Raw genomic sequence first — 18,506 nt, 5'->3', positions numbered from 1 at the left:
CACGGGCCTCACTCGACGAAGTCGCCGTCCACGTAGACCCAGGCACCCTCGTGCCGGGTGAAGCGGCTCCGCTCGTGGAGGGCACCCTCCTCGCCGCCGTGCGCGTAACGGGCGACGAACGTCACCGTGCCCTGCCCGTGGAAGGCGGAGCCGTCGGTGGTCTCCCGGATCTCCAGGCCCCGCCAGCGGAGCGACGGGTCGAAGTCGACCTCGCCGGGGCGGGTCTCCGGTGCCCAGGTGCGCAGCAGGTACGGCTCGTCGCGGACGACGAAGGCGCTGTAGCGCGAGCGCATGAGGAGCTCGGCGGTGGGCGCGGCGGCGGTGCCCGCGTGGAAGCGCCCACAGCAGTCCCCGTAGACCGCGGCGAGGCCGCAGGGGCAGGGCGTGGTCGCCGTGACGGCCGGTGCGGCGGGGGCGGCGGATCGCCGGGGGCGGGCGGTGCGTCGGGACATGACTCCATTGTCCCCTGTCGCCTCCGGTGGTCCGGTGGGGCCTCCAGGGACACGGGGGCGGGATCGCGCCATGTGCGAATCGGGCCCGCGGCTGTCTTCCGGGGGTGACGGGGCGGCCCTATGCTCCTGCGCCGGACGTCGGGTTACCTCCGGTAAAGGGGTTGGGGCATGGACCGTACGGGCACCTCGCGACGCACCCTCATGGCGGGCGCGGCCGCCGTCACCGGAGCCGCCGTCACCGCGTCGGTCGCCGCCGGGGCCACGCCGGCCGCGGCGGCCGGACCGGCCCGGGCCCCGTCCGTGGCCGTGCTGGGCGGCGGTGTCGCGGGCCTGACCGCAGCCCACGAGCTGGCGGAGCGCGGCTTCCGCGTCACCGTCCACGAACGCCGGGCACCGGGCGGCAAGGCTCGCTCCATGGACGTGCCGGACAGCGCCCGCGGCGGACGGCGCCCGCTCCCGGCCGAGCACGGCTTCCGGTTCATCCCCGGCATCTACCACAACCTCCCCGACACCCTGCGGCGCATCCCCTTCCCCGGGAACGCGAACGGCGTCTGGGACAACCTCGTCGCGCCGGCCGAGATGTCCTTCTCCCGCACCGGCCGCGAGGACCTGCGCATCCCGCTCCCCTGGCCCGGGCACCGGCCGGCCGAGCTCACGCTCGACGAGATCCGCCGCGCGCTCACCGCGCTCCTGGAGACCGCCGGATCCATCCCCCTCCACGAGACCGCGTACTTCGTGAACCGGTTCCTGGTCTTCCTCACCAGCTGCGACGAGCGGCGGGACGAGGTGTGGGAGCGCACGCCCTGGTGGGAGTTCCTGCGGGCCGACCGGATGAGCTACGACTACCAGCGCATCCTCGCCGTCGGACTGACCCGCAACATCGTGGCGACCAAGGCCGAGGAGGCCAGCACCCGCACGGTCGCCACCCTCCTGGAGGCCTTTGCCTTCAACGCGCTGGGACGCGGCGCCGACGGTCCCCTCGACCGGATCCTGAACCTGCCCACCAACGAGGCATGGATCGACCCGTGGGTGGCCCATCTGACCGGCCTGGGCGTGGAGTTCCGGATCGGCTGGACGGTGCGGGAGCTGGCGTACGACGCCGGTGCCCGGCGGATCGGGGCGGTCGTCGTCGAGGACCCGCAGGGCGCCACGCACCGGGTGACCGCGGACCACTACGTCTGCGCCATGCCGGTGGAGCACGCCCGCCGGACCTGGGGCGCGGCGCTCCGCGCGGCCGATCCGCAGCTGGCCCGGTGCGACCGGCTGGAGACGGACTGGATGACGGGCATCCAGTTCTATCTGACCGAACGGGCGCCGCTGCTCGCCGGGCACGCCAACTGCATCGACTCCCCCTGGTCCCTGACGGCCATCCAGCAGGCCCGGCACTGGCCGGCGCGCGACTTCGCCGCCGACTACGGCGACGGGGCGGTCGTGGACTGCCTCTCGGTGGACATCTCCGAGTGGGACCGGCCGGGGATCCTCTACGGGAAGACCGCCAAGCAGTGCACGCGCGCGGAGGTGGCCCGGGAGGTGTGGGCGCAGCTGAAGGCGGCGTTCAACGACACGGGCCGCACGGTCCTGAAGGACGGCGCCCTGCACTCCTGGTTCCTGGACCCGGGAGTGGACGGCCTCGGCACCCCGAACCCGACCAACGAGGACCAGTTGCTGATCCATCCGGTCGGCACCCTCCACAACCGGCCGCGGGCCGCCACCGCCGTCCCGAACCTCTACCTCGCCGGCGACTACGTGGCCGTCGACATCGACCTGGCGACGATGGAGGGCGCGAACGCCTCCGCCCGGCAGGCCGTCAACGCGCTGCTCGACCGCACGGGGTCGACCGCGGCCCGCTGCGCGGTGCGGCCGCTCTTCCGGGCGCCGGAGCTGGAGGGGTTCAAGCGCCACGACCGCTTCCGGTACCGCCTCGGTCTGCCGCACGCGCTCGACGTGGGCTGACCTCCGGAGGCACCGGAGCCCGGAACGGCCCCGCGCGTCAGGGCCGGTAGCGCAGCGGATGGTCCTCGGGGACCTCGACGACGGCGATGCGGACCCCGTCGGGGTCCGCGATCCACATCTCGACCAGCCCCCAGGGTTCGGTCACCGGCTCCCGCAGGACCTCGACCCCCCTCCCCCGCAGCTCCTCGTGCGCGGCGCGCACGTCGGCGACCTGGAGCCAGAGCCGGAGCTCCGGCGGGGGCGCCGGGGCGTCGGCGCGCCCGGAGACCTCGAGGAAACCGCCGCCCAGGAAGTAGACCGTGCCGCGCTGCGGACCGGTGCCGAACTCGCGGTGGACCGCCAGCCCCAGCGTCTCCCCGTAGAAGCGCCGTGAGCGCTCGGGGTCGGCGGGCCGCAGGAGGATCCGGCTGCTCAGTACGTGCATCCGAGTAGCGTACGACCATGAAACTGACGATTCTCGGAGGCGGCGGATTCCGGGTCCCGCTGGTGTACGGAGCCCTGCTCGGCGACCACGCGGAGGGGCGGGTCACCCACGTCACGCTGCACGATCCGGACGCGGGCCGGCTCTCGGCGATCGCCCGGGTCCTCGCCGAACAGGGCGCGGGGGTGCCGGACGCACCGGAGGTCACGGCCACGGCGGACCTCGACGAGGCCCTGCGCGGGGCCGACTTCGTCTTCTCCGCGATCCGGGTGGGCGGGCTGGAGGGCAGGGCGGCGGACGAGCGGATCGCGCTCGCCGAGGGGGTCCTGGGCCAGGAGACCGTCGGGGCCGGCGGCATCGCCTACGGGCTGCGCACGGTGCCGGTCGCGACGCACATCGCGCGGCGGGTCGCCGCTCTGGCGCCGGACGCCTGGGTCATCAACTTCACCAACCCGGCCGGTCTGGTCACCGAGGCGATGTCCCGGGTGCTCGGCGACCGGGTCGTCGGCATCTGCGACTCCCCCGTGGGGCTGGGCCGCCGGGTCGCCCGGATCCTGGGGGCGGACCCGGACGAGGCGTGGATCGACTACGTGGGCCTCAACCACCTGGGCTGGCTGCGGGGCCTGCACGTCGGGGGCCGCGACCAGCTGCCCCGGCTGCTCGCGGACGAGCAGGCGCTCGGCTCCTTCGAGGAGGGCCGGCTCTTCGGCCCCGAGTGGCTCCGCTCGCTGGGCGCGATCCCCAACGAGTACCTGCACTACTACTACTTCAACCGCGAGGCGGTGCAGGCCTACCGGCAGGCGGAACGGACGCGCGGCGCCTACCTGCTGGACCAGCAGGCGGGCTTCTACCGGGAGATGGGCAAGCCCGACACGCCTCCGCTGGCCGCGTGGCACCGCACGCTGGCCGACCGCGAGGCCACGTACATGGCGGCGAACCGGGAGGCGGCCGGGATCGGTGAGCGCGACGAGGAGGACCTGGAGTCGGGCGGCTACGAGAAGGTGGCGCTGGCGCTCATGCGGGCCGTCGCGCGCAACGAGCGCGCCACGCTGATCCTCAACGTCCGCAATCGCGGCACGCTTTCGGCGCTCGACGCGGACGCGGTCGTCGAGGTGCCGTGCTTCGTGGACGCGACGGGCGCCCACCCGGTGGCCGTGGCTCCCCTGCCGTACCACGCGGTGGGGCTGGTGACGGCCGTCAAGGGCGTGGAGCGGGAGGTGCTGGCGGCGGCGGAGAGCGGCTCGCGGACCACGGCGGTCAAGGCCTTCGCACTCCATCCGCTGGTGGACTCCGTCGCGGTGGCGCGGCGTCTGCTGGACGGATACACGGAGGAGCACCCGGGTCTGGCCTATCTGCGAAGCTGACATGGACGGCCGATGACGGCCGACGGACACCTTTACGTCACTCGGGGCGCGGCCTACGCTCGCGCCCCATGACCTCACATGGCATACGTTTCCGGCGTGCGCGAAGGACGGTGGCCCGGCTCACCGTGGGCTGTCTGCTGACCGTCGGTCTGGTGGGAGCCGGACCGGCGGTCGTCGCCGCCCCGACGGTCGCGGACACCGCCACCGTCGTGCCCGTCCAGACCACCGGCCCCGCCGAGAAGCGCTTCAACCTGGTGGTCATGGGCGACGGCTACACGGCCGAGGAGATGCCGCTGTTCCGCGCCGACGTCGAGAAGCACCTGAACGTGCTGTGGAGCGTCGAGCCGTTCGCCTCGTACCGCTCGTACGTCAACGTGTGGGCGGTGGAGGTCCCTTCGCGCGAGTCGGGCGTGGACTGCGACCCCGCCCTGGACGCCCCGCGCCGGGACACCGCCCTGGGCATGGGCTTCTGGGGCGGCTGCGATCCCGGCAGCGTGCAGCGGCTGCTCACCGTGGACAGCCGGCTCGCCGGGGCCCTGGCCGACCTCGTGCCGGGGACGACGGGAGCGAACCGCCAGATCGTCGCCCTGGCGCACAGCGACACCTACGGCGGCGCGGGCGGCAGTTACGCCACCGCGTCCGGCGGGAACGCCCTCTCCGCGCTGATCACCCCGCACGAGATCGGGCATTCGCTGGGCAAGCTGCAGGACGAGTACGACTACTACGCGCGGGGTGTTCCGGGCGGGCCCTACTCGGGGCCCGAGCCGGCCTCGGCGCACCACACCCTGCTCACGGAGGAGCAGATGCGCGCGCAGCGCGCCAAGTGGTGGCGCTGGCTGGGCGAGGAGAGCGAGTCGGGCGGCGTCATCGGCCGCCACGAGGGCGGGATGTACAGCACCCAGGGGGTGTGGCGGCCGAGCCGGCACTCGCTGATGAAGACCCTCGGCTACGCCTTCGACCAGGTGGAGCGGGAGGTGATGGTCCAGGCGATCTCGGCCAAGGTGGACCTCGTCCAGGACCACACGGACGACTCCGCCCCGCTGGGCGCGGACCGGACCGTCTGGGTGGACACCCTGCATCCCGTGGGCGGTGAGCTGTCGGTCCGCTGGCGGCTGGACGGCCGGCAACTGGCCACCGGCGGCTCCCGCACCGTGGACCTGCGGGGCCTGCGCCTCTCCCCCGGAACGCACACCCTGACCGCGACGGTGAGCGACCCGACCCCGTTCGTCCGCGATCCTGCGGTCCGCGCCTCGGCGGCGCTGACCCGGACCGTCAGCTGGACGGTGGACACCCGTCTGACCGCACCGCCGCAGGAGACGGAGGCCGCGTTCACGGGGCACACGGCGACCGGGACCCCGGTCGGCGCACGGTCCGTCGTGTACGCCGACACCACCCATCCGACGCGCCGCACGCTCGCCGTGCGCTGGGCCCTCGACGGCCGTGCCGTCGCCGACGACGGCAACGACCGTGATCTCGACCTGCGTTCGCTGCACCTGTCCCCCGGAACGCACACGCTGACCGCCCGGATCCCGGGCAGCCGGGCCGAGTTGAGCTGGACCGTCGACGCCCGGCCGGCGAGGGCGTCGTTCGAGCTGTCGAAGCCGCTGCGGACCGAGCGCCGGCCCGGCGGGGTCGTCGAGCACGTCTACGACGGCGCGTTCACCATGCGGCTGACGGCCCGGGACGACCGGCCCGGCACGGTGGTGAGCCAGTTCCGGGTGGACGGCGACGGCTGGTACACGTACTACGGCTGGCCTACGGACGCGGAGGCGCCCTTCCGCTTCTCGCCGTCGGGCACGGTCGTCGACGGTCTCGTGTACGGCAAGCTGGGCCGCAGCCGGGCCGTGCCGTGGGACGACGCGACACCGGACTACGGCACGCACACGGTGGAGTACCGGACGATCGACGCCGCCGGGAACGTGGGCACCGCCTCGTCGTTCCGGGTCACCCTGGTGAAGCCGGCCGCGTAGCGGCCGACCGGCATGAGAAGGGGCCCGCAGCCCTCACGGTCTGCGGGCCCCTTCCGTGGAGGGACGGGCGGGACGGTCAGGGCTTGCGGCCGACCGCGGCCCAGCCCGGAATCGGGTCGTCGCCGAGGACCGGGACGGGCTCGCCGAGCTCCGGGTGCCACTCGGCCGTGAGCGAGACACCGGGCTCGACGAACTCGAGTCCGTCGAAGAACGCGGCCAGCTCGTCGCGCGACCGGGGCCGCAGGGTCAGGCCGCGCGCCCGGTACATCCCCGCGGCCTTCGCGGCGCCCTCGGGGTCGAAGTCCCCGGTGACGTGCGAGAGCACCAGATAGCTGCCGGGTGCGAGCTTCTCCACGAGCTTGCCGACCAGGTCGTACGCCCCGTCCTCGTCGCCCACGAAGTGCAGCAGGGCGAGCATGGAGAGAGCTATCGGCTGGTCGAAATCAAGGACCTTTCCGGCCCTTTCGAGGATCATCTCGGGCTCACGGGCGTCCGCCTGGATGTACTCGGTGGCCCCTTCGGGGGTCGAGCGCAGCAGGGCGGCCGCGTGCGCGAGCACGATCGGGTCGTTGTCGCAGTAGACGATCCGCGACTCGGGCGCCACCTGCTGGGCTATCTGGTGCAGGTTGGGCTCGGTCGGGATGCCGGTGCCGATGTCCAGGTACTGGCGTACGCCGTTGGCGCCGAGCCAGCGGATGGCGCGGTGCATGAAGGCCCGGTTGACCCGGGCCATGTCCCGGCCCCGGGCGTCGACGGTGAGCAGCTGCCGGGCCATCTCCTCGTCGACCGGGTAGTTGTCCTTGCCCCCCAGGAACCAGTCGTACATCCGCGCGGGATGCGGCTTGCTGGTGTCGATCCTTACGGCTGCGGGGTCCTGGGTCATCGGGGCTCCTGGTCGGCGGAGAGAACTACTGGCACTGCAGCAAGAGTTACGCGACGAGCGGGGTGTGACGGAAGAGGTCAGGTGAGCAGAAAGTCTGCCTGACCTGATTTCGCTCCTTGGATGAAGGCGGCGATCTCGCCGTGGGTGTAGATCAGGGCGGGGCCTTCAGGGTCTGCGGACTGTCGCACGGCGACTCTGCCGTCGGCCAGCTTCATGGCCTCCACGCAGTTGCCCCCGTTCCCGCCGCTCCACGGCTTGTGCCAGCCTTCGGCACCGAGATCCGCGGCGGGCATGCCGTTGTATATGCGATCCATTCACAGCTCCTTGCGGAGATCCCGGAGAATCTCCTTCGTGCGTTGTGCAGTCGCGGCCTGGGCCGCCATGCGGTCCATGACCTCGAGATGGGAGGCCACCTCCGGGCGCGCGTCGAGGTAGACGGCGCCGGTCAGGTACTCGCTGTAGACCATGTCCGGGAGTTCGGGCATGGCGAAGCGGAAGAGGACGAACGGTCCGTAGGTGCCGGGGTGGTGGCCGGACGCGAACTCCGCGATCTGCAGGGTGACGTTCGGCAGCTCGGACGCTTCGAGCAGCCGGTCGAGCTGGTCGCGCATCACTTCGGGCCCGTCGCCGACCGGTCGGCGGAACACCGTCTCGTCCATGATCACCCAGAACTTCGGGGCGTCGTCCCTGGTCAGCAGGGACTGGCGCTCCATCCGCAGGGCTACATGCCGTTCGGTGTCCTCGTCGTTCTCGGCATCTCTGCCGCCGACCGCCCCGCTGCGCAGAATGGCGCGGGCGTACCCCTCGGTCTGGAGCAGACCGGGGACGAACTGCGGTTCGTACGCCCGGATGAGGCTCGCGGCCCCCTCCAGGCTGACGTACATGGAGAACCAGCCGGGCAGCACGTCGTGGAACCGCTGCCACCAGCCGGGAAGGTTGGCCTCCTCGGCGAGGGCGACGAACCCCTCGGCCTCGGAGTCGGTGATGCCGTACGCCTTGAGCAGGAGCTGTACGTACGGGATCTTCAGCGCGACTTCCGCGGTCTCCATGCGCCGGATGGTCGCCGGAGCGACGCGGAGGACCTTGGCGGCCTCCTCCCGCTTCAGGCCGGCCCGCTCGCGGAGATCCTGCAGACGCTTGCCGAGAACGACCTGTCCCACCGTGGGGGCGGACCGCGGCTCGCTCACTCTCAGACCTCCCCGACGCGCTGTTTCGACCGAGTGTGCCATGAACAGGGCCAGAGAGAACACAGCACTCTGCAATTTTCAGAGTGCCACTTGCCAAGTGTCCGCGTCGGGAGCACAGTATTCCGGTGAACCAGTACGTGCTGCTGTCGTGCGCCGTCACGACCGTCGCGATGTACGGCACTGCTTACCCACTGTTGTGAGGAACCGGTCGTGGCTTCTGGTAACGCGCTTCCCCCAGGTCTCATGGGCCCCCGCGTCATGACCCAGCGCCCACATACCGCCACCTCCCGGCGTTTCGCCTTCGAGCTGCCCGCCCGCACGGAATCCGTCTCGCGCGCCCGCAGGCTGGCCGAGGAACGCCTCATCCTGTGGGGCTGCGACCCCGATATACGCGACACGGTGACGCTGATCGTCTCCGAACTGGTCACCAACGCCGTCGTCCACACCGCCAGCAGCTACGTCGTCTGCGAACTGCGCGAAGGGGAGGAGCAGTTGCGGATAGCGGTACGGGACGAGGGAGGCGCGGCCGACCCGCGCATACGCGACTGCGGCGAGGACGAGCGAGGCCGCGGCCTGCTCCTCGTGGACGGCCTGTGCAGCGCCTGGGGCGCCGACCGCACCGGCCACGGCACGGCCAGGGTCGTCTGGGCGGAGCTCGCCCACGGCATGGGCGACCCGTGCTGAGGTCGATGGCGACCCTGCTGAACTCCAGGGGACGCAGGCCGGCCGGCTCCGCCTCGACCCGGCTGATCGTCCCCTCGGGCCTCAGTACCGCCCTGGGCTGCGACGCCGTCGGAGTGCCCGCGCGGCACGGCTTCCGCGTCCTGTCCCGCCTCCCCTCCAAGGGCTGTGTCTACGCGGACACGGACTGGTGGTGGTGGCTCGTCCCCGCCGGCTCCGACCTGGATCTGACCTGGCCGCTGCCGGCCTGCTACGCCCCGGGGGCGGACATCCCCGATCGCGGCCCGCGGCTCATCCACCGGCCGGACGGCACGTCCCCGTACACCCCGCCGATCCCGCTCTACCTGCTGGCCTGCCAGCTCACCGGGATCACCCCGTCCTGGAACGTCCCGCCGGTACGCAGCGCGCTCTAGCCACCACGCGGAGCGACGTCGCGGACACGGGGCGACGGCGTAGGGTCGGGGCATGTTCACCCCCCAGGGCCCGAGCCTCCGTGAGCTGACCGTCCAGGCGCTGTCCTCGGTGGAGCACGGCTACGACCTGCTCGCGTCGAAGTTCGACGAGACGCCGTTCCGGACCTCGGACCGCCTCCTGGAGGCGGTGACGGACACATTGCGCCCGCTGGGCCCCTTCGGCGCCGGACTGGACCTGTGCTGCGGCACCGGGGCGGGCCTGCCCGTCCTGGACGCGCTCTGCACCGGCCGGACCACGGGCGTCGACTTCAGTGCGGGCATGCTCGCCGAGGCCCGCGCGGCGCATCCCGCGGCCGATCTGGTCCGCGCGGACGCCCTGGCCCTCCCCTTCGCCGGAGCCTTCGACCTGGCGGTCAGCTTCGGCGCCTTCGGACACTTCCTGCCGGCGCAGCAGACCCGGCTCTTCGCCCAGGTGCACACCGCGCTGCGGCCGGGCGGCACCTTCGCCTTCCCGCTGCCCGCGCCGCCGCGCGTCGGCTCGCCGCTCTGGTGGACGCTGCTCGGCTTCGACGGTGCGATGAGGGTGCGGAACGCCGTGTGGCGGCCCCCCTTCGTCATGTACTACCGGACCTTCCGCCTGGCGGACGTGCGGGCCGGGCTGACCGGGGCGGGCTTCGCCGTGGAGACCCTCCCCATGGAGGCCCTCGGCCGGCGCGAGGACGGCAGCCCGCGCTGCCGGATGGTGGTGGCGCGCCGGACGGCGGAGCGACGGGGGACCCCCGCCGCTCCGCGGGCCGTCATCGCAGGCGGGACGGGGAGAGCCCGTCCTTGAGCAGGACGCGCGGGGCGCCGGTGCCGTCGGCCGGGACCGTCCAGACGTCGTGGGCGTCCTTCTGGCCGCCCTCCCCGGGCAGCGCGTAGGCGAGGGTGCGGTCGTCGAGCCAGAGCGCCTGGTCGTCGACGCTGCGGCGCTCGGCCAGCGGTGTCGACTTCATCGTGCGCAGGTCGAGCACGTGCTCGCGCCAGAGCGCGGCGGTCCCGAGCACGCGCTTCTTGTAGGCGATCCGCGTGCCGTCCGGGGAGAGCGAGGGGCATTCCACGTTCTGCGTGAGGGTGGTGACCGAGCGCCGCGCGAGGGAGCCGCGGACCAGGTAGGTGTGCTTGCCGGTGCTCAGGGTGGCGTAGAAGGTGTCGTCGTCGCCCGTGAAGGTGACGCCCCAGAAGTTGACGTCGGCCGCCCGGTAGGGCTTGCCGTCCAGGGTGATGGCGAACTCCTCCAGGCTGGGCACGAGCTTCCAGCCGCGGGTGTCCAGGATCGCGGTGCGGGTGGAGAAGAAGGCGGTCCCGTAGGACTCGCCGTTGACGAAGACGGTCCAGGCGATCAGCTTGCCGCTGGGCGAGACCCGGGCGCGGCTGGGGATGCCGGCGAGCGGATACGTCTTCACCGTGCGCAGGTCCGCGTCCAGGATCCGGGCGCGGTAGTTCTGCTGGGCCACTCCGGTCGAGGACTGGAGGCAGACGCCGGTGCCCTTGGCCGTGTGGAGGCGGAGGCAGCTGACGCCGGAGGCCGTGCGGGTGGCGCCGGTGGGGTCGGCCGACGGGACGGTGACGAGCTCGTCCCGGTGCGGGCCGGTGGCCGTGTTGCGGAAGACCAGCCGCTCGGCCTGGCCCAGCGTCACCTTGCCCTCGGTGACGGCCGGTCCGCCGGCCCGGGGCCGGTTCTGCCGGTCGGCCTCGTCGGCCGCGCGCAGGACGGACCAGGCGCCCACTCCGCCGAGCAGCACGATCGCGAGGGCCAGGATCAGCAGGCGGCGCTGCGGGGTCAGGTTCATCGGGTCTCTCCGGTGGGGCGCAGCGCGGCGCCGGCGACGGTGGCGCAGCAGACGAGTCCGAGCGCGGCGGCGGCCAGCGCCGGGCCGTCGCCCCACGCGGCCCACGCGGCGCCGAAGGCGAGCGAACAGCTGAAGCGGGCCAGGGCCTGCCCCGTGCCGACCAGGGCCAGTCCGCTGGCGCGCAGTCCTTCGGGCACCGTGGCGGCGACGGCGGCGGGCAGCACCCCGTCGGTGGCGGCGTAGAACGCGCCGTGGAGCAGCAGCACCAGGTAGGGCACGAAGGAGGTCGACGGCGCCCGGAGCAGCAGGGCGTAGGCGAGGAGCAGGCCGCCGTGGCCGGCCAGGAAGACGGTGCGGCGGCCGACCCGGTCGGAGAGGCGGCCCAGGGGCATGGCGAGCAGCAGGAACACGGCGGCGGTGCCGAGCGGGAGCAGCGGGAACCACTGCTCGCCGATCCCGGTGCGGCGCTGCACGAGCAGGTAGAGGAAGGCGTCGCTGACGGTGGTGAGGCCGAGGAGGACGGCGCAGACGAACAGCGAGCGCAGCCGGCGGCCGCGCAGCAGGCCGAGGGCGGCGCGCAGGTCCGGACGCGGCGCGGCGGGCACGGCCGCGGCCCGCTCCGTCGCTCCGGCCTCGGCGGCCTGGGGCTCCTCGCCCGTGCGCGCGGCGGGTACCCGGGCGGTCCCCGCGGGGTCCCCGGCCGGCGGGGCGGCGGCGTCCGGTCCGCCGGTACCGGATCCGCCCGGGGCGGGGCCGGCGGCGGCGCGGCTCCGGCGGCCCGGCACGAACAGCACCAGGACCAGCACCCCGAGCGCCGCCACGCAGCCGCTCACCGCGAAGACCGCGTCGTAGCCGCCGGCCGCCACGCCCAGGATGAGGAAGGCGAGGACCGGGCCGAGCAGGGCGCCGGTGGTGTCCATCGCCCGGTGCACGCCGAAGACGCGGCCCTGGCGTTCGGGCGGGGCGGACAGCGAGATCATCGCGTCGCGCGGCGCGGTGCGCAGCCCCTTGCCGGTGCGGTCCAGGGTGAGGGCGGCGCCGAGGGCGCCCAGGTTGTGCACCAGGAGCAGGGGCTTGCCCAGCGCGGACAGGCCGTAGCCGATGCCGGCGATCAGCTTGTGGTTGCGCACCCGGTCGGCCAGGTGGCCGCCGGTCAGCTGGACCAGGGCGCTGACGCCGTTCTGGAGACCGTCCAGCACGCCGAAGCCGAGCGGGCTGAGGCCGAGCCCGATGACGAGGTAGAGCGGAAGGACGGCCGTGACCATCTCGGTGGACACGTCGGTGATGAGACTGACGGTGCCGAGGGCCAGCACGGTCGGGGGGACCGCCCGCAGCGGCCCCCGCCTCCGTATGCCGTCGGGTGCGGCGGGCGAGGTCTCGGCGGACTCGCGGGCCTCGCGGGGTGTTGAGCGATCGGCCAGGTACACAGTCGAGGACTCCAGCTGCGGTGATGCCGACGTGGTCGGGACGCCCGGTCGAGCGGGCGGGGCCCAACTCTAGCCTCTGGACGCCCGGACGGCCGGTGGTTCAGGTGCGGCATACCGGCTGCTTGGCACCAATTCTTCGAAACGCCTCATCGTCACCGTGTTGTGGACCTATCTTGCGGTTGTACGCTGCGAGTTGAGCACGGCATTCGCTGTGCGCTGGGGGTGTTCGTGGGGGGTATCACCGGCAGTGGGCCGGAGTGTTCGCGCTCCGATGTCGACTGCCTTTCTCGGCATGCCCGGGTACGGCCTGCCGTCGGCGGGGGTGCGTGCGACGACCGTGTCGGCGCGCCTGGGGACCGTCCGATCGGCTGACGCCGCGCACCGTCGTGCGCGGACACTCGGGTGACCGCTCCCTCCCAACGTCCAGGCGCGCTTCGCGCGTCGACTCGTCATTTCCACAGTCCAACAGCAAGCAGATCCGGGGCGGTTCGTCCGTCCCGGGACCGACCCGAGGGGGGTGGGTGTGTCAGCAGCTCGTCATGGCTCGGACACGCACAGACCGGGCGATCCCGCCAACACACCTGACAGTTCACGCATGCGGGCGCTCGCCGAGGCGGATCAGCCCCTGCACGCCCTGGCGACCCGACTGCTCGGCCTGGCCGAGACGGGCCTGCCGGCGATGCTGCTGCCGACCGGCGACGGCTTCGTCTTCACCAGGGTGGGCACGGCCGCGGAGGACGGCTCCTGGACGCTGGAGCAACGGGGAACCAGCCTCCGGTACGCGGCCATCACCGCGCTGGGGGTCCGCCTCCTCCCCCTCGACCGGCAGCGTGCCGTGCTCGGCGGGCACACCGCCGAGGAGTTCACGGGGCTGCTGATCCAGCAGCTGCCGTCGGTGGTCAACCTCGGTGACGCGGCGCTCGTCGCCTGGGCCGCCGCCGAGACCGGCCACCCCAAGCTGTCGGACGCCCTGGACCGGGTCGCCGCCCTGGACGAGAGCGGGCGCCCGCAGTACACGGTCGAGGCGGCCTGGGTGCTGTCGGCGCTGGCCGCCGCGCGCTCCACGGTCGACGTCGAGGAGCGACTCACCGCGGCCCGTGACCGGCTGATGGGCGCGCGGATCGACGGCAGCCCGCTCTTCCCGCACGCCACGGGACCCGGCCTGAACCCCTGGTACCGCTCGCACGTCGGCTGCTTCGCCGACCAGACCTACCCGCTGCAGGCACTGGCCCGGGCGCACGCGAGCGGCGACGACCCGGAGGCCCTGGCCGCCGCGGACGCCTGCGCGGCACGCATCTGCGCGCTCCAGAGCGACGGCGGCCAGTGGTGGTGGCACTACGACGCGCCCCGCGGCGAGGTGGTGGAGGGCTATCCGGTGTACAGCGTGCACCAGCACGCGATGGCCCCGACCGCGCTCCTCGACCTGGCGGACGCGGGCGGCACCGACTTCGGCGCGGCGATCCGCCTCGGCCTTCGCTGGATGACGGACGTGCCGGAACTCGGGCCCGGCGGCGAGCCGCTGGTCCTCGACGAGCTCGGCGTCACCTGGCGCAAGGTCTACCGCGGCGACCCGAAGAAGGCGGTGCGGGCCGCCCGCGGCCTCACCACCCGGGTGGCCCCCGGGCTCAAACTCCGTCCGCTGGACCGGGTGTTCCGCCCCGCGTCGGTGGACCGCGAGTGCCGGCCGTACGAGTTCGGCTGGATGCTGTACGCGTGGCTCGGAGGTCTCCGAGGATGACGAAGGAGCGCCAGACCCTTTTCGGCGTCCGGCTGGACGCCCTCACCATGGACCAGACCCTCGACCGCTGCCTCACCGCCGTCCGCGAGGGCGAGCGGCTCGAGATCGGCGTGGTCAACGCGGCGAAGCTGGTGAACATGCGGCGGGACCCCGCGCTCGCGCGGGCCGTCTCGGGCTGCGACCTCGTCCTGGCCGACGGCCAGGCGGTGGTGTGGGCCGGCCGGCTGCTGCGCCGTCCGCTGCCCGAACGCGTCGCGGGCATCGACCTGTTCATGCGGCTGCTCGCCGAGGCGGAGACCGCCGGCATGTCCGTGTACTTCCTCGGTGCCCGCCAGGAGGTGCTGGAACGGATGCTGCGCGAGGTGGCCGCACGCTTCCCCGCGCTGCGGGTCGCCGGCAGCCGGAACGGCTACTTCGACGACAGCGAGCAGCCGGCGATCGCCGACGCCGTCAAGGAGAGCGGCGCCCAGCTGCTCTTCCTCGGCATGACCTCGCCGAAGAAGGAGATCTTCGTCGCGGGTTACGGCGAGCGCAGCGGCGTGAACCTCGTCCACGGCGTGGGAGGCTCCTTCGACATCCTGGCCGGGGTCACCCGCCGGGCTCCCGAAGGCTGGCAGCGGCTGGGCCTCGAATGGCTCTACCGCGCGGCCCAGGAGCCGCGCCGGCTGGGCCGGCGCTACCTGACCACCAACGTCGCCTTCGTCCTCATGACGGCCCGGGAGCTGCTGCGCCCCACCCCGTCGATCCGTACCGCCAGCAGGGAGTCGTGATGCGCGTCGTCGTGGTTGGACAGGGATACGTCGGACTGCCGCTGGCCATCCGTGCCGCCGAGGTCGGTCACCAGGTGATCGGGTACGACGTGGACGCGGAGCGGGTGAAGAGCCTGACCGCGGGCGAGTCGTACGTCGAGGACGTGTCCTCGGAACGGATCCGGGCGGCGATGGAGGCCGGCACCTACCGGGCGAGCGACTCCGCGCGGGACTGCGGCGGCTTCGACGTCGCCGTGGTGACCGTGCCGACGCCGCTGCACGAGGGGACCCCGGACCTCCGCTACATCGAGGAGTCCGCCCGTACGCTCGCGCGCTACCTGCGGCCCGGGGCCACCGTGGTGCTGGAGTCGACCACGTATCCGGGCACCACCCAGGAGCTGTTCGCCCCGCTCCTCGAAGAGGGCTCGGGTCTGGTCGCGGGCGCCGACTTCCATCTCGGCTACAGCCCGGAGCGCATCGACCCGGGCAATCCGGTCTGGGGCTTCGAGGAGACCCCGAAGGTGGTCTCCGGTGTCGACGAGGCCTCGCTGAAGGCCGTCCGGGACTTCTACGACGAGCTCGTGGAGACCACGGTGCCGGTCGGCTCGCCGAAGGAGGCCGAGCTGGCCAAGCTCCTGGAGAACACGTTCCGGCACGTGAACATCGCGCTGGTCAACGAGATAGCCATGTTCGCCCGCCATCTCGACATCGACGTGTGGCAGGCGATCGACGCCGCCTCCAGCAAGCCCTTCGGCTTCATGCGCTTCACCCCGGGCCCGGGCGTCGGCGGCCACTGCCTGCCGATCGACCCGTCGTACCTGTCCTGGCGGGTGCAGCGGGAACTCGGGCAGAGCTTCCGCTTCGTGGAGCTCGCCAACGACATCAACAACCACATGCCCGAGTACGTCACCCGGCGGCTGATCAACGCGTTCAACACCCGCCGCCGCGCGGTGAACGGATCGCGCGTCCTGCTCCTCGGCCTGGCGTACAAGAAGAACACCGGCGACGCGCGCGAGTCGCCCTCCCTGCGCATCTCGCAGCTGCTCCTCGACATGGGCGCCGAGCTCAGGGCGGCGGATCCGCACGTCGTGGAGGGCCACCGGGTGGACCCGCGGCTCGTCCGGGTCGAACTGACCAAGGAGGAGCTGGAGGCGGCGGACGCGGTCGTGCTCCTCACCGACCACGACGCCTTCGACTACGCGCTCGTCGAGCAGCACGCCGCCTTCGTACTCGACTGCCGCCGGCGGCTGAGCGGACCCAGGATCGAGGTGCTCTGAACCATGCGGATCATCTGTGTCGCGGGGGCCCGCCCCAACTACATGAAGATCAAACCGGTGATGGACGCCCTGGAGCGGCGCGGCGCCGAGGTGATCCTCGTCCACACCGGGCAGCACTACGACCCGGCCATGAACGACGTCTTCTTCGAGGACCTCGGCATCCGTCCGCCCGACCACTTCCTCGGAGTCGGCTCCGGCAGCCACGCCACCCAGACCGGGCGGGTGATGGAGTCCTTCGAGCCGCTGCTCGCGGAGCTCTCCCCCGATCTGGTCGTCGTGGTCGGGGACGTCAACTCCACGCTGGCCTGCGCCCTGGTCACGGCGAAGGGCGGCCCGCTGCTCGCCCACGTGGAGGCGGGACTCCGCAGCCGCGACTGGTCGATGCCGGAGGAGGTCAACCGGGTCGCCACGGACCGGCTGAGCGACTACCTGCTGGCTCCCTCGCCCGACGCCGTGGAGAACCTGCGCGCCGAGGGCTACCGGGAGGACCAGATCCACCTCGTCGGCAACGTCATGATCGACACGCTGCTGGCCAACCGGGAGCGTGCCGCGGCCTCGGACGTCCTGGCACGGCACGGGCTCACCCCCGGCGGATACGGCCTGGTCACCCTGCACCGGCCGGCGAACGTCGACGATCCCGAGGTGCTGGCCGGACTGCTGAAGGCGCTCGGCGAGGTCGCCGGCCACTGTCCGCTCGTCCTGCCCGTGCACCCACGGGCGGCGGACCGGCTGACCGAACTCGGCGTCCCCGGCGGGATCCTGCTCGTCCCGCCGGCCGGCTACCTCGACTTCATCGCCCTGCAGGCGTCCGCCCGGATCGTGCTCACCGACTCGGGCGGGGTGCAGGAGGAGACCACCGCCCTGGGCGTGCCGTGCGTGACGCTCCGGGAGAACACGGAGCGTCCCATCACGGTCGAGGAGGGCACCAACGTGCTCGCCGGCCGCGATCCGGAACGCATCGTGTCCACGGCGGTCCGCCTGCTGACGGACCCGCCCGCGCCGCGCCGCCCCGCACTCTGGGACGGCCACGCGGGCGACCGCATCGCCTCGGTCCTCCTGGACGGAGGACCGGCGCAGGGCCGTCCGCGGCCCACCGACCACGGGTGATCGACGTACTGTTGATCCAGAACTGTTCTCTTACGGTCCTGATCCCACCTATCCTCGTGTCCGGTACGGCTGTTGCCGTCCGGGAGCGAGCCGCGACAGCCGCCGACGCCCGGGGCGCGACAGTCACAGAAAGGGCGCAAGGGGGAACGCCATGGACCTCGCAGAGATCTTTCGGGTCATCTGCCGACGCTGGTACGTCCTGGTGCCCGGACTGCTGCTGACGGCCGCCGTCACCGCCGGTGCCGGCCTGATGGTGCCGACGCAGTACGAGTCGCAGAGCACGGTGGCGCTGCTGAACTCCAAGAGGGGTACGGCGGCCGACGGCAATCCCTACCTCGTGATGGTCCCCGCGCTGACCGGCATGGCCGACAGCCTGGCGCGCAACCTCAACTCCGACGCCTCGGTGGCGGAGTTGAGGGAGCGCGGCGTCACCGCCAAGTACGAGGCGAAGATCGCGGACAACGCCCAGGGCCCGCTGCTCTGGCTCACCGTGACCGGCGAGGACCAGGACGGGGTGCTGGCGGCGAACCACACGCTGATGAAGTACTCCGCCGAGAAACTGGAGGAGTTGCAGGCCACGCAGTCGGTGCCGGCGGACTCGATGATAAGGATGACGACCATCGTCCCGCCGCAGAAGCCGCAGGCCCAGCTGAAGTCCAAGATCCAGTACCTGGTCATGGCGGGTGCGGCAGGCCTGGTCCTCAGTCTGGCCGCGTCCTTCTTCGTCGAGGCGCGCCGTCGGCACGAGGCGCTCCCGAAACACCGCCAGAACCGCTCCCGGGACACGGACGAGGCACCCGAGGAGGAGAGCGCGACCACGCAGGCCGACGCCGGCGACGCGCGGGCCGGCACGCGCCGTTCCCGTACCGAACGGCCCGGCGCCGGGGAGTCCGACGGCGAACCCGCGGCGGCCGGTCCGGAAGGCGGCCGGCAGCTCGACCAGCCGACCGTCCAGCTGCCGCTGCTGCCGTCGTCCGAGCGCGCCGGGAAGAAGCGACCGCCGTCCTGGGTGAAGTGACCCCACCACCGCACAACTCGTTCGACGAGGAGTC

General features: G+C 72.7%; 18 protein-coding genes. 11 read left to right on the top strand and 7 right to left on the bottom strand.

The annotated features are described in order from the left end of the window. Positions 1-8: 8 nt before the first annotated feature. Positions 9-452, bottom strand: coding sequence for a YchJ family protein (locus ACGFZF_RS11730; RefSeq protein ID WP_393553426.1), 444 nt, complete (start codon positions 450-452; stop codon positions 9-11). Between the two features lie 168 nt (positions 453-620). Between ACGFZF_RS11730 and ACGFZF_RS11725 the strand changes: the two genes are divergently transcribed. Further along, positions 621-2,405 carry an FAD-dependent oxidoreductase gene (locus ACGFZF_RS11725; protein ID WP_393553424.1) on the top strand — a complete coding sequence of 595 codons (1,785 nt, stop codon included), beginning with the start codon at positions 621-623 and terminating at the stop codon, positions 2,403-2,405. Between the two features lie 37 nt (positions 2,406-2,442). Here the strand turns inward: ACGFZF_RS11725 and ACGFZF_RS11720 are convergent, their stop codons facing one another. After that, positions 2,443-2,829 carry a VOC family protein gene (locus tag ACGFZF_RS11720; RefSeq protein WP_393553422.1) on the bottom strand — a complete coding sequence of 129 codons (387 nt, stop codon included), beginning with the start codon at positions 2,827-2,829 and terminating at the stop codon, positions 2,443-2,445. A 17-nt stretch (positions 2,830-2,846) separates the two neighbouring features. On the opposite strand from ACGFZF_RS11720, the gene ACGFZF_RS11715 reads away from it, so the two are divergent. Beyond that, positions 2,847-4,190 carry a 6-phospho-beta-glucosidase gene (locus ACGFZF_RS11715; protein ID WP_393553420.1) on the top strand — a complete coding sequence of 448 codons (1,344 nt, stop codon included), beginning with the start codon at positions 2,847-2,849 and terminating at the stop codon, positions 4,188-4,190. Positions 4,191-4,258: 68 nt separating this feature from the next. Then, positions 4,259-6,160 (top strand): M64 family metallopeptidase, encoded by a 1,902-nt coding sequence (locus ACGFZF_RS11710; protein WP_393553418.1) that lies wholly within the window; start codon positions 4,259-4,261, stop codon positions 6,158-6,160. A 76-nt stretch (positions 6,161-6,236) separates the two neighbouring features. Here the strand turns inward: ACGFZF_RS11710 and ACGFZF_RS11705 are convergent, their stop codons facing one another. From ACGFZF_RS11705 to ACGFZF_RS11695, 3 genes are all read right to left on the bottom strand, one after another. Then, positions 6,237-7,043 (bottom strand): SAM-dependent methyltransferase, encoded by an 807-nt coding sequence (locus ACGFZF_RS11705; protein ID WP_356600496.1) that lies wholly within the window; start codon positions 7,041-7,043, stop codon positions 6,237-6,239. A gap of 77 nt (positions 7,044-7,120) precedes the next feature. After that, positions 7,121-7,357: a DUF397 domain-containing protein gene (locus tag ACGFZF_RS11700; protein WP_137992288.1), complete on the bottom strand. Its 237-nt coding sequence runs from the start codon at positions 7,355-7,357 to the stop codon at positions 7,121-7,123. Next, positions 7,358-8,230, bottom strand: coding sequence for a helix-turn-helix domain-containing protein (locus tag ACGFZF_RS11695; RefSeq protein ID WP_393553415.1), 873 nt, complete (start codon positions 8,228-8,230; stop codon positions 7,358-7,360). It lies immediately after the preceding gene. 258 nt (positions 8,231-8,488) lie between these two features. Between ACGFZF_RS11695 and ACGFZF_RS11690 the strand changes: the two genes are divergently transcribed. The 3 genes from ACGFZF_RS11690 to ACGFZF_RS11680 are packed head-to-tail and all read left to right on the top strand — an operon-like array spanning position 8,489 to position 10,156. Further along, entirely contained in the window at positions 8,489-8,914 is a 426-nt protein-coding gene (locus tag ACGFZF_RS11690) for an ATP-binding protein (RefSeq protein WP_393553742.1), read from the top strand. A gap of 5 nt (positions 8,915-8,919) precedes the next feature. Continuing rightward, a complete protein-coding gene (locus ACGFZF_RS11685; protein ID WP_393553413.1) occupies positions 8,920-9,324 on the top strand; it encodes a hypothetical protein in 405 nt (134 codons plus the stop codon). Positions 9,325-9,376: 52 nt separating this feature from the next. Next, the gene (locus ACGFZF_RS11680; protein ID WP_393553411.1) at positions 9,377-10,156 is read left to right on the top strand and encodes a class I SAM-dependent methyltransferase; all 780 of its coding nucleotides are present in this window, start codon (positions 9,377-9,379) and stop codon (positions 10,154-10,156) included. Here ACGFZF_RS11680 and ACGFZF_RS11675 read toward each other — a convergent pair. Then, positions 10,122-11,150: a TolB family protein gene (locus ACGFZF_RS11675; protein ID WP_393553740.1), complete on the bottom strand. Its 1,029-nt coding sequence runs from the start codon at positions 11,148-11,150 to the stop codon at positions 10,122-10,124. The genes ACGFZF_RS11680 and ACGFZF_RS11675 overlap by 35 nt on opposite strands. A gap of 2 nt (positions 11,151-11,152) precedes the next feature. Next, a complete protein-coding gene (locus ACGFZF_RS11670; protein ID WP_393553408.1) occupies positions 11,153-12,583 on the bottom strand; it encodes an MFS transporter in 1,431 nt (476 codons plus the stop codon). Between the two features lie 595 nt (positions 12,584-13,178). Here ACGFZF_RS11670 and ACGFZF_RS11665 point away from each other — a divergent pair. The 5 genes from ACGFZF_RS11665 to ACGFZF_RS11645 all read left to right on the top strand — a co-directional run bounded on the left by ACGFZF_RS11665 (position 13,179) and on the right by ACGFZF_RS11645 (position 18,472). Continuing rightward, positions 13,179-14,321: a hypothetical protein gene (locus ACGFZF_RS11665; RefSeq protein WP_393553406.1), complete on the top strand. Its 1,143-nt coding sequence runs from the start codon at positions 13,179-13,181 to the stop codon at positions 14,319-14,321. Further along, positions 14,318-15,091 carry a WecB/TagA/CpsF family glycosyltransferase gene (locus ACGFZF_RS11660; RefSeq protein ID WP_393553404.1) on the top strand — a complete coding sequence of 258 codons (774 nt, stop codon included), beginning with the start codon at positions 14,318-14,320 and terminating at the stop codon, positions 15,089-15,091. Before ACGFZF_RS11665 ends, ACGFZF_RS11660 begins: the two co-directional genes overlap by 4 nt. Next, complete coding sequence (locus ACGFZF_RS11655) at positions 15,091-16,347, top strand: nucleotide sugar dehydrogenase (protein WP_393553402.1); 1,257 nt, start codon at positions 15,091-15,093, stop codon at positions 16,345-16,347. Before ACGFZF_RS11660 ends, ACGFZF_RS11655 begins: the two co-directional genes overlap by 1 nt. Positions 16,348-16,350: 3 nt before the next feature. Continuing rightward, a complete protein-coding gene (gene wecB / locus ACGFZF_RS11650) occupies positions 16,351-17,454 on the top strand; it encodes a non-hydrolyzing UDP-N-acetylglucosamine 2-epimerase (RefSeq protein ID WP_393553400.1) in 1,104 nt (367 codons plus the stop codon). A gap of 151 nt (positions 17,455-17,605) precedes the next feature. Next, on the top strand, positions 17,606-18,472 hold the full coding sequence (locus tag ACGFZF_RS11645; RefSeq protein ID WP_393553398.1) for a chain length determinant protein: 867 nt from the start codon (positions 17,606-17,608) through the stop codon (positions 18,470-18,472). Positions 18,473-18,506 lie beyond the last annotated feature (34 nt).

Origin of the sequence: Streptomyces sp. NPDC048338 (genome assembly GCF_043201055.1) — a bacterium.
Classification (GTDB): Bacteria; Actinomycetota; Actinomycetes; order Streptomycetales; family Streptomycetaceae; genus Streptomyces.
This window is presented reverse-complemented; position numbering and strand designations above follow the sequence as displayed.

Excerpts from the sequence above, each read along its gene's own strand:
- ACGFZF_RS11730 (WP_393553426.1), bottom strand. The coding sequence starts at position 452 with ATGTCCCGACGCACCGCCCGCCCCCGGCGATCCGCCGCCCCCGCCGCA.
- ACGFZF_RS11725 (WP_393553424.1), top strand. The coding sequence starts at position 621 with ATGGACCGTACGGGCACCTCGCGACGCACCCTCATGGCGGGCGCGGCC.
- ACGFZF_RS11720 (WP_393553422.1), bottom strand. The coding sequence starts at position 2,829 with ATGCACGTACTGAGCAGCCGGATCCTCCTGCGGCCCGCCGACCCCGAG.
- ACGFZF_RS11715 (WP_393553420.1), top strand. The coding sequence starts at position 2,847 with ATGAAACTGACGATTCTCGGAGGCGGCGGATTCCGGGTCCCGCTGGTG.
- ACGFZF_RS11710 (WP_393553418.1), top strand. The coding sequence starts at position 4,259 with ATGACCTCACATGGCATACGTTTCCGGCGTGCGCGAAGGACGGTGGCC.
- ACGFZF_RS11705 (WP_356600496.1), bottom strand. The coding sequence starts at position 7,043 with ATGACCCAGGACCCCGCAGCCGTAAGGATCGACACCAGCAAGCCGCAT.
- ACGFZF_RS11700 (WP_137992288.1), bottom strand. The coding sequence starts at position 7,357 with ATGGATCGCATATACAACGGCATGCCCGCCGCGGATCTCGGTGCCGAA.
- ACGFZF_RS11690 (WP_393553742.1), top strand. The coding sequence starts at position 8,489 with ATGACCCAGCGCCCACATACCGCCACCTCCCGGCGTTTCGCCTTCGAG.
- ACGFZF_RS11685 (WP_393553413.1), top strand. The coding sequence starts at position 8,920 with ATGGCGACCCTGCTGAACTCCAGGGGACGCAGGCCGGCCGGCTCCGCC.
- ACGFZF_RS11680 (WP_393553411.1), top strand. The coding sequence starts at position 9,377 with ATGTTCACCCCCCAGGGCCCGAGCCTCCGTGAGCTGACCGTCCAGGCG.
- ACGFZF_RS11665 (WP_393553406.1), top strand. The coding sequence starts at position 13,179 with ATGCGGGCGCTCGCCGAGGCGGATCAGCCCCTGCACGCCCTGGCGACC.
- ACGFZF_RS11660 (WP_393553404.1), top strand. The coding sequence starts at position 14,318 with ATGACGAAGGAGCGCCAGACCCTTTTCGGCGTCCGGCTGGACGCCCTC.
- ACGFZF_RS11655 (WP_393553402.1), top strand. The coding sequence starts at position 15,091 with ATGCGCGTCGTCGTGGTTGGACAGGGATACGTCGGACTGCCGCTGGCC.
- wecB (WP_393553400.1), top strand. The coding sequence starts at position 16,351 with ATGCGGATCATCTGTGTCGCGGGGGCCCGCCCCAACTACATGAAGATC.
- ACGFZF_RS11645 (WP_393553398.1), top strand. The coding sequence starts at position 17,606 with ATGGACCTCGCAGAGATCTTTCGGGTCATCTGCCGACGCTGGTACGTC.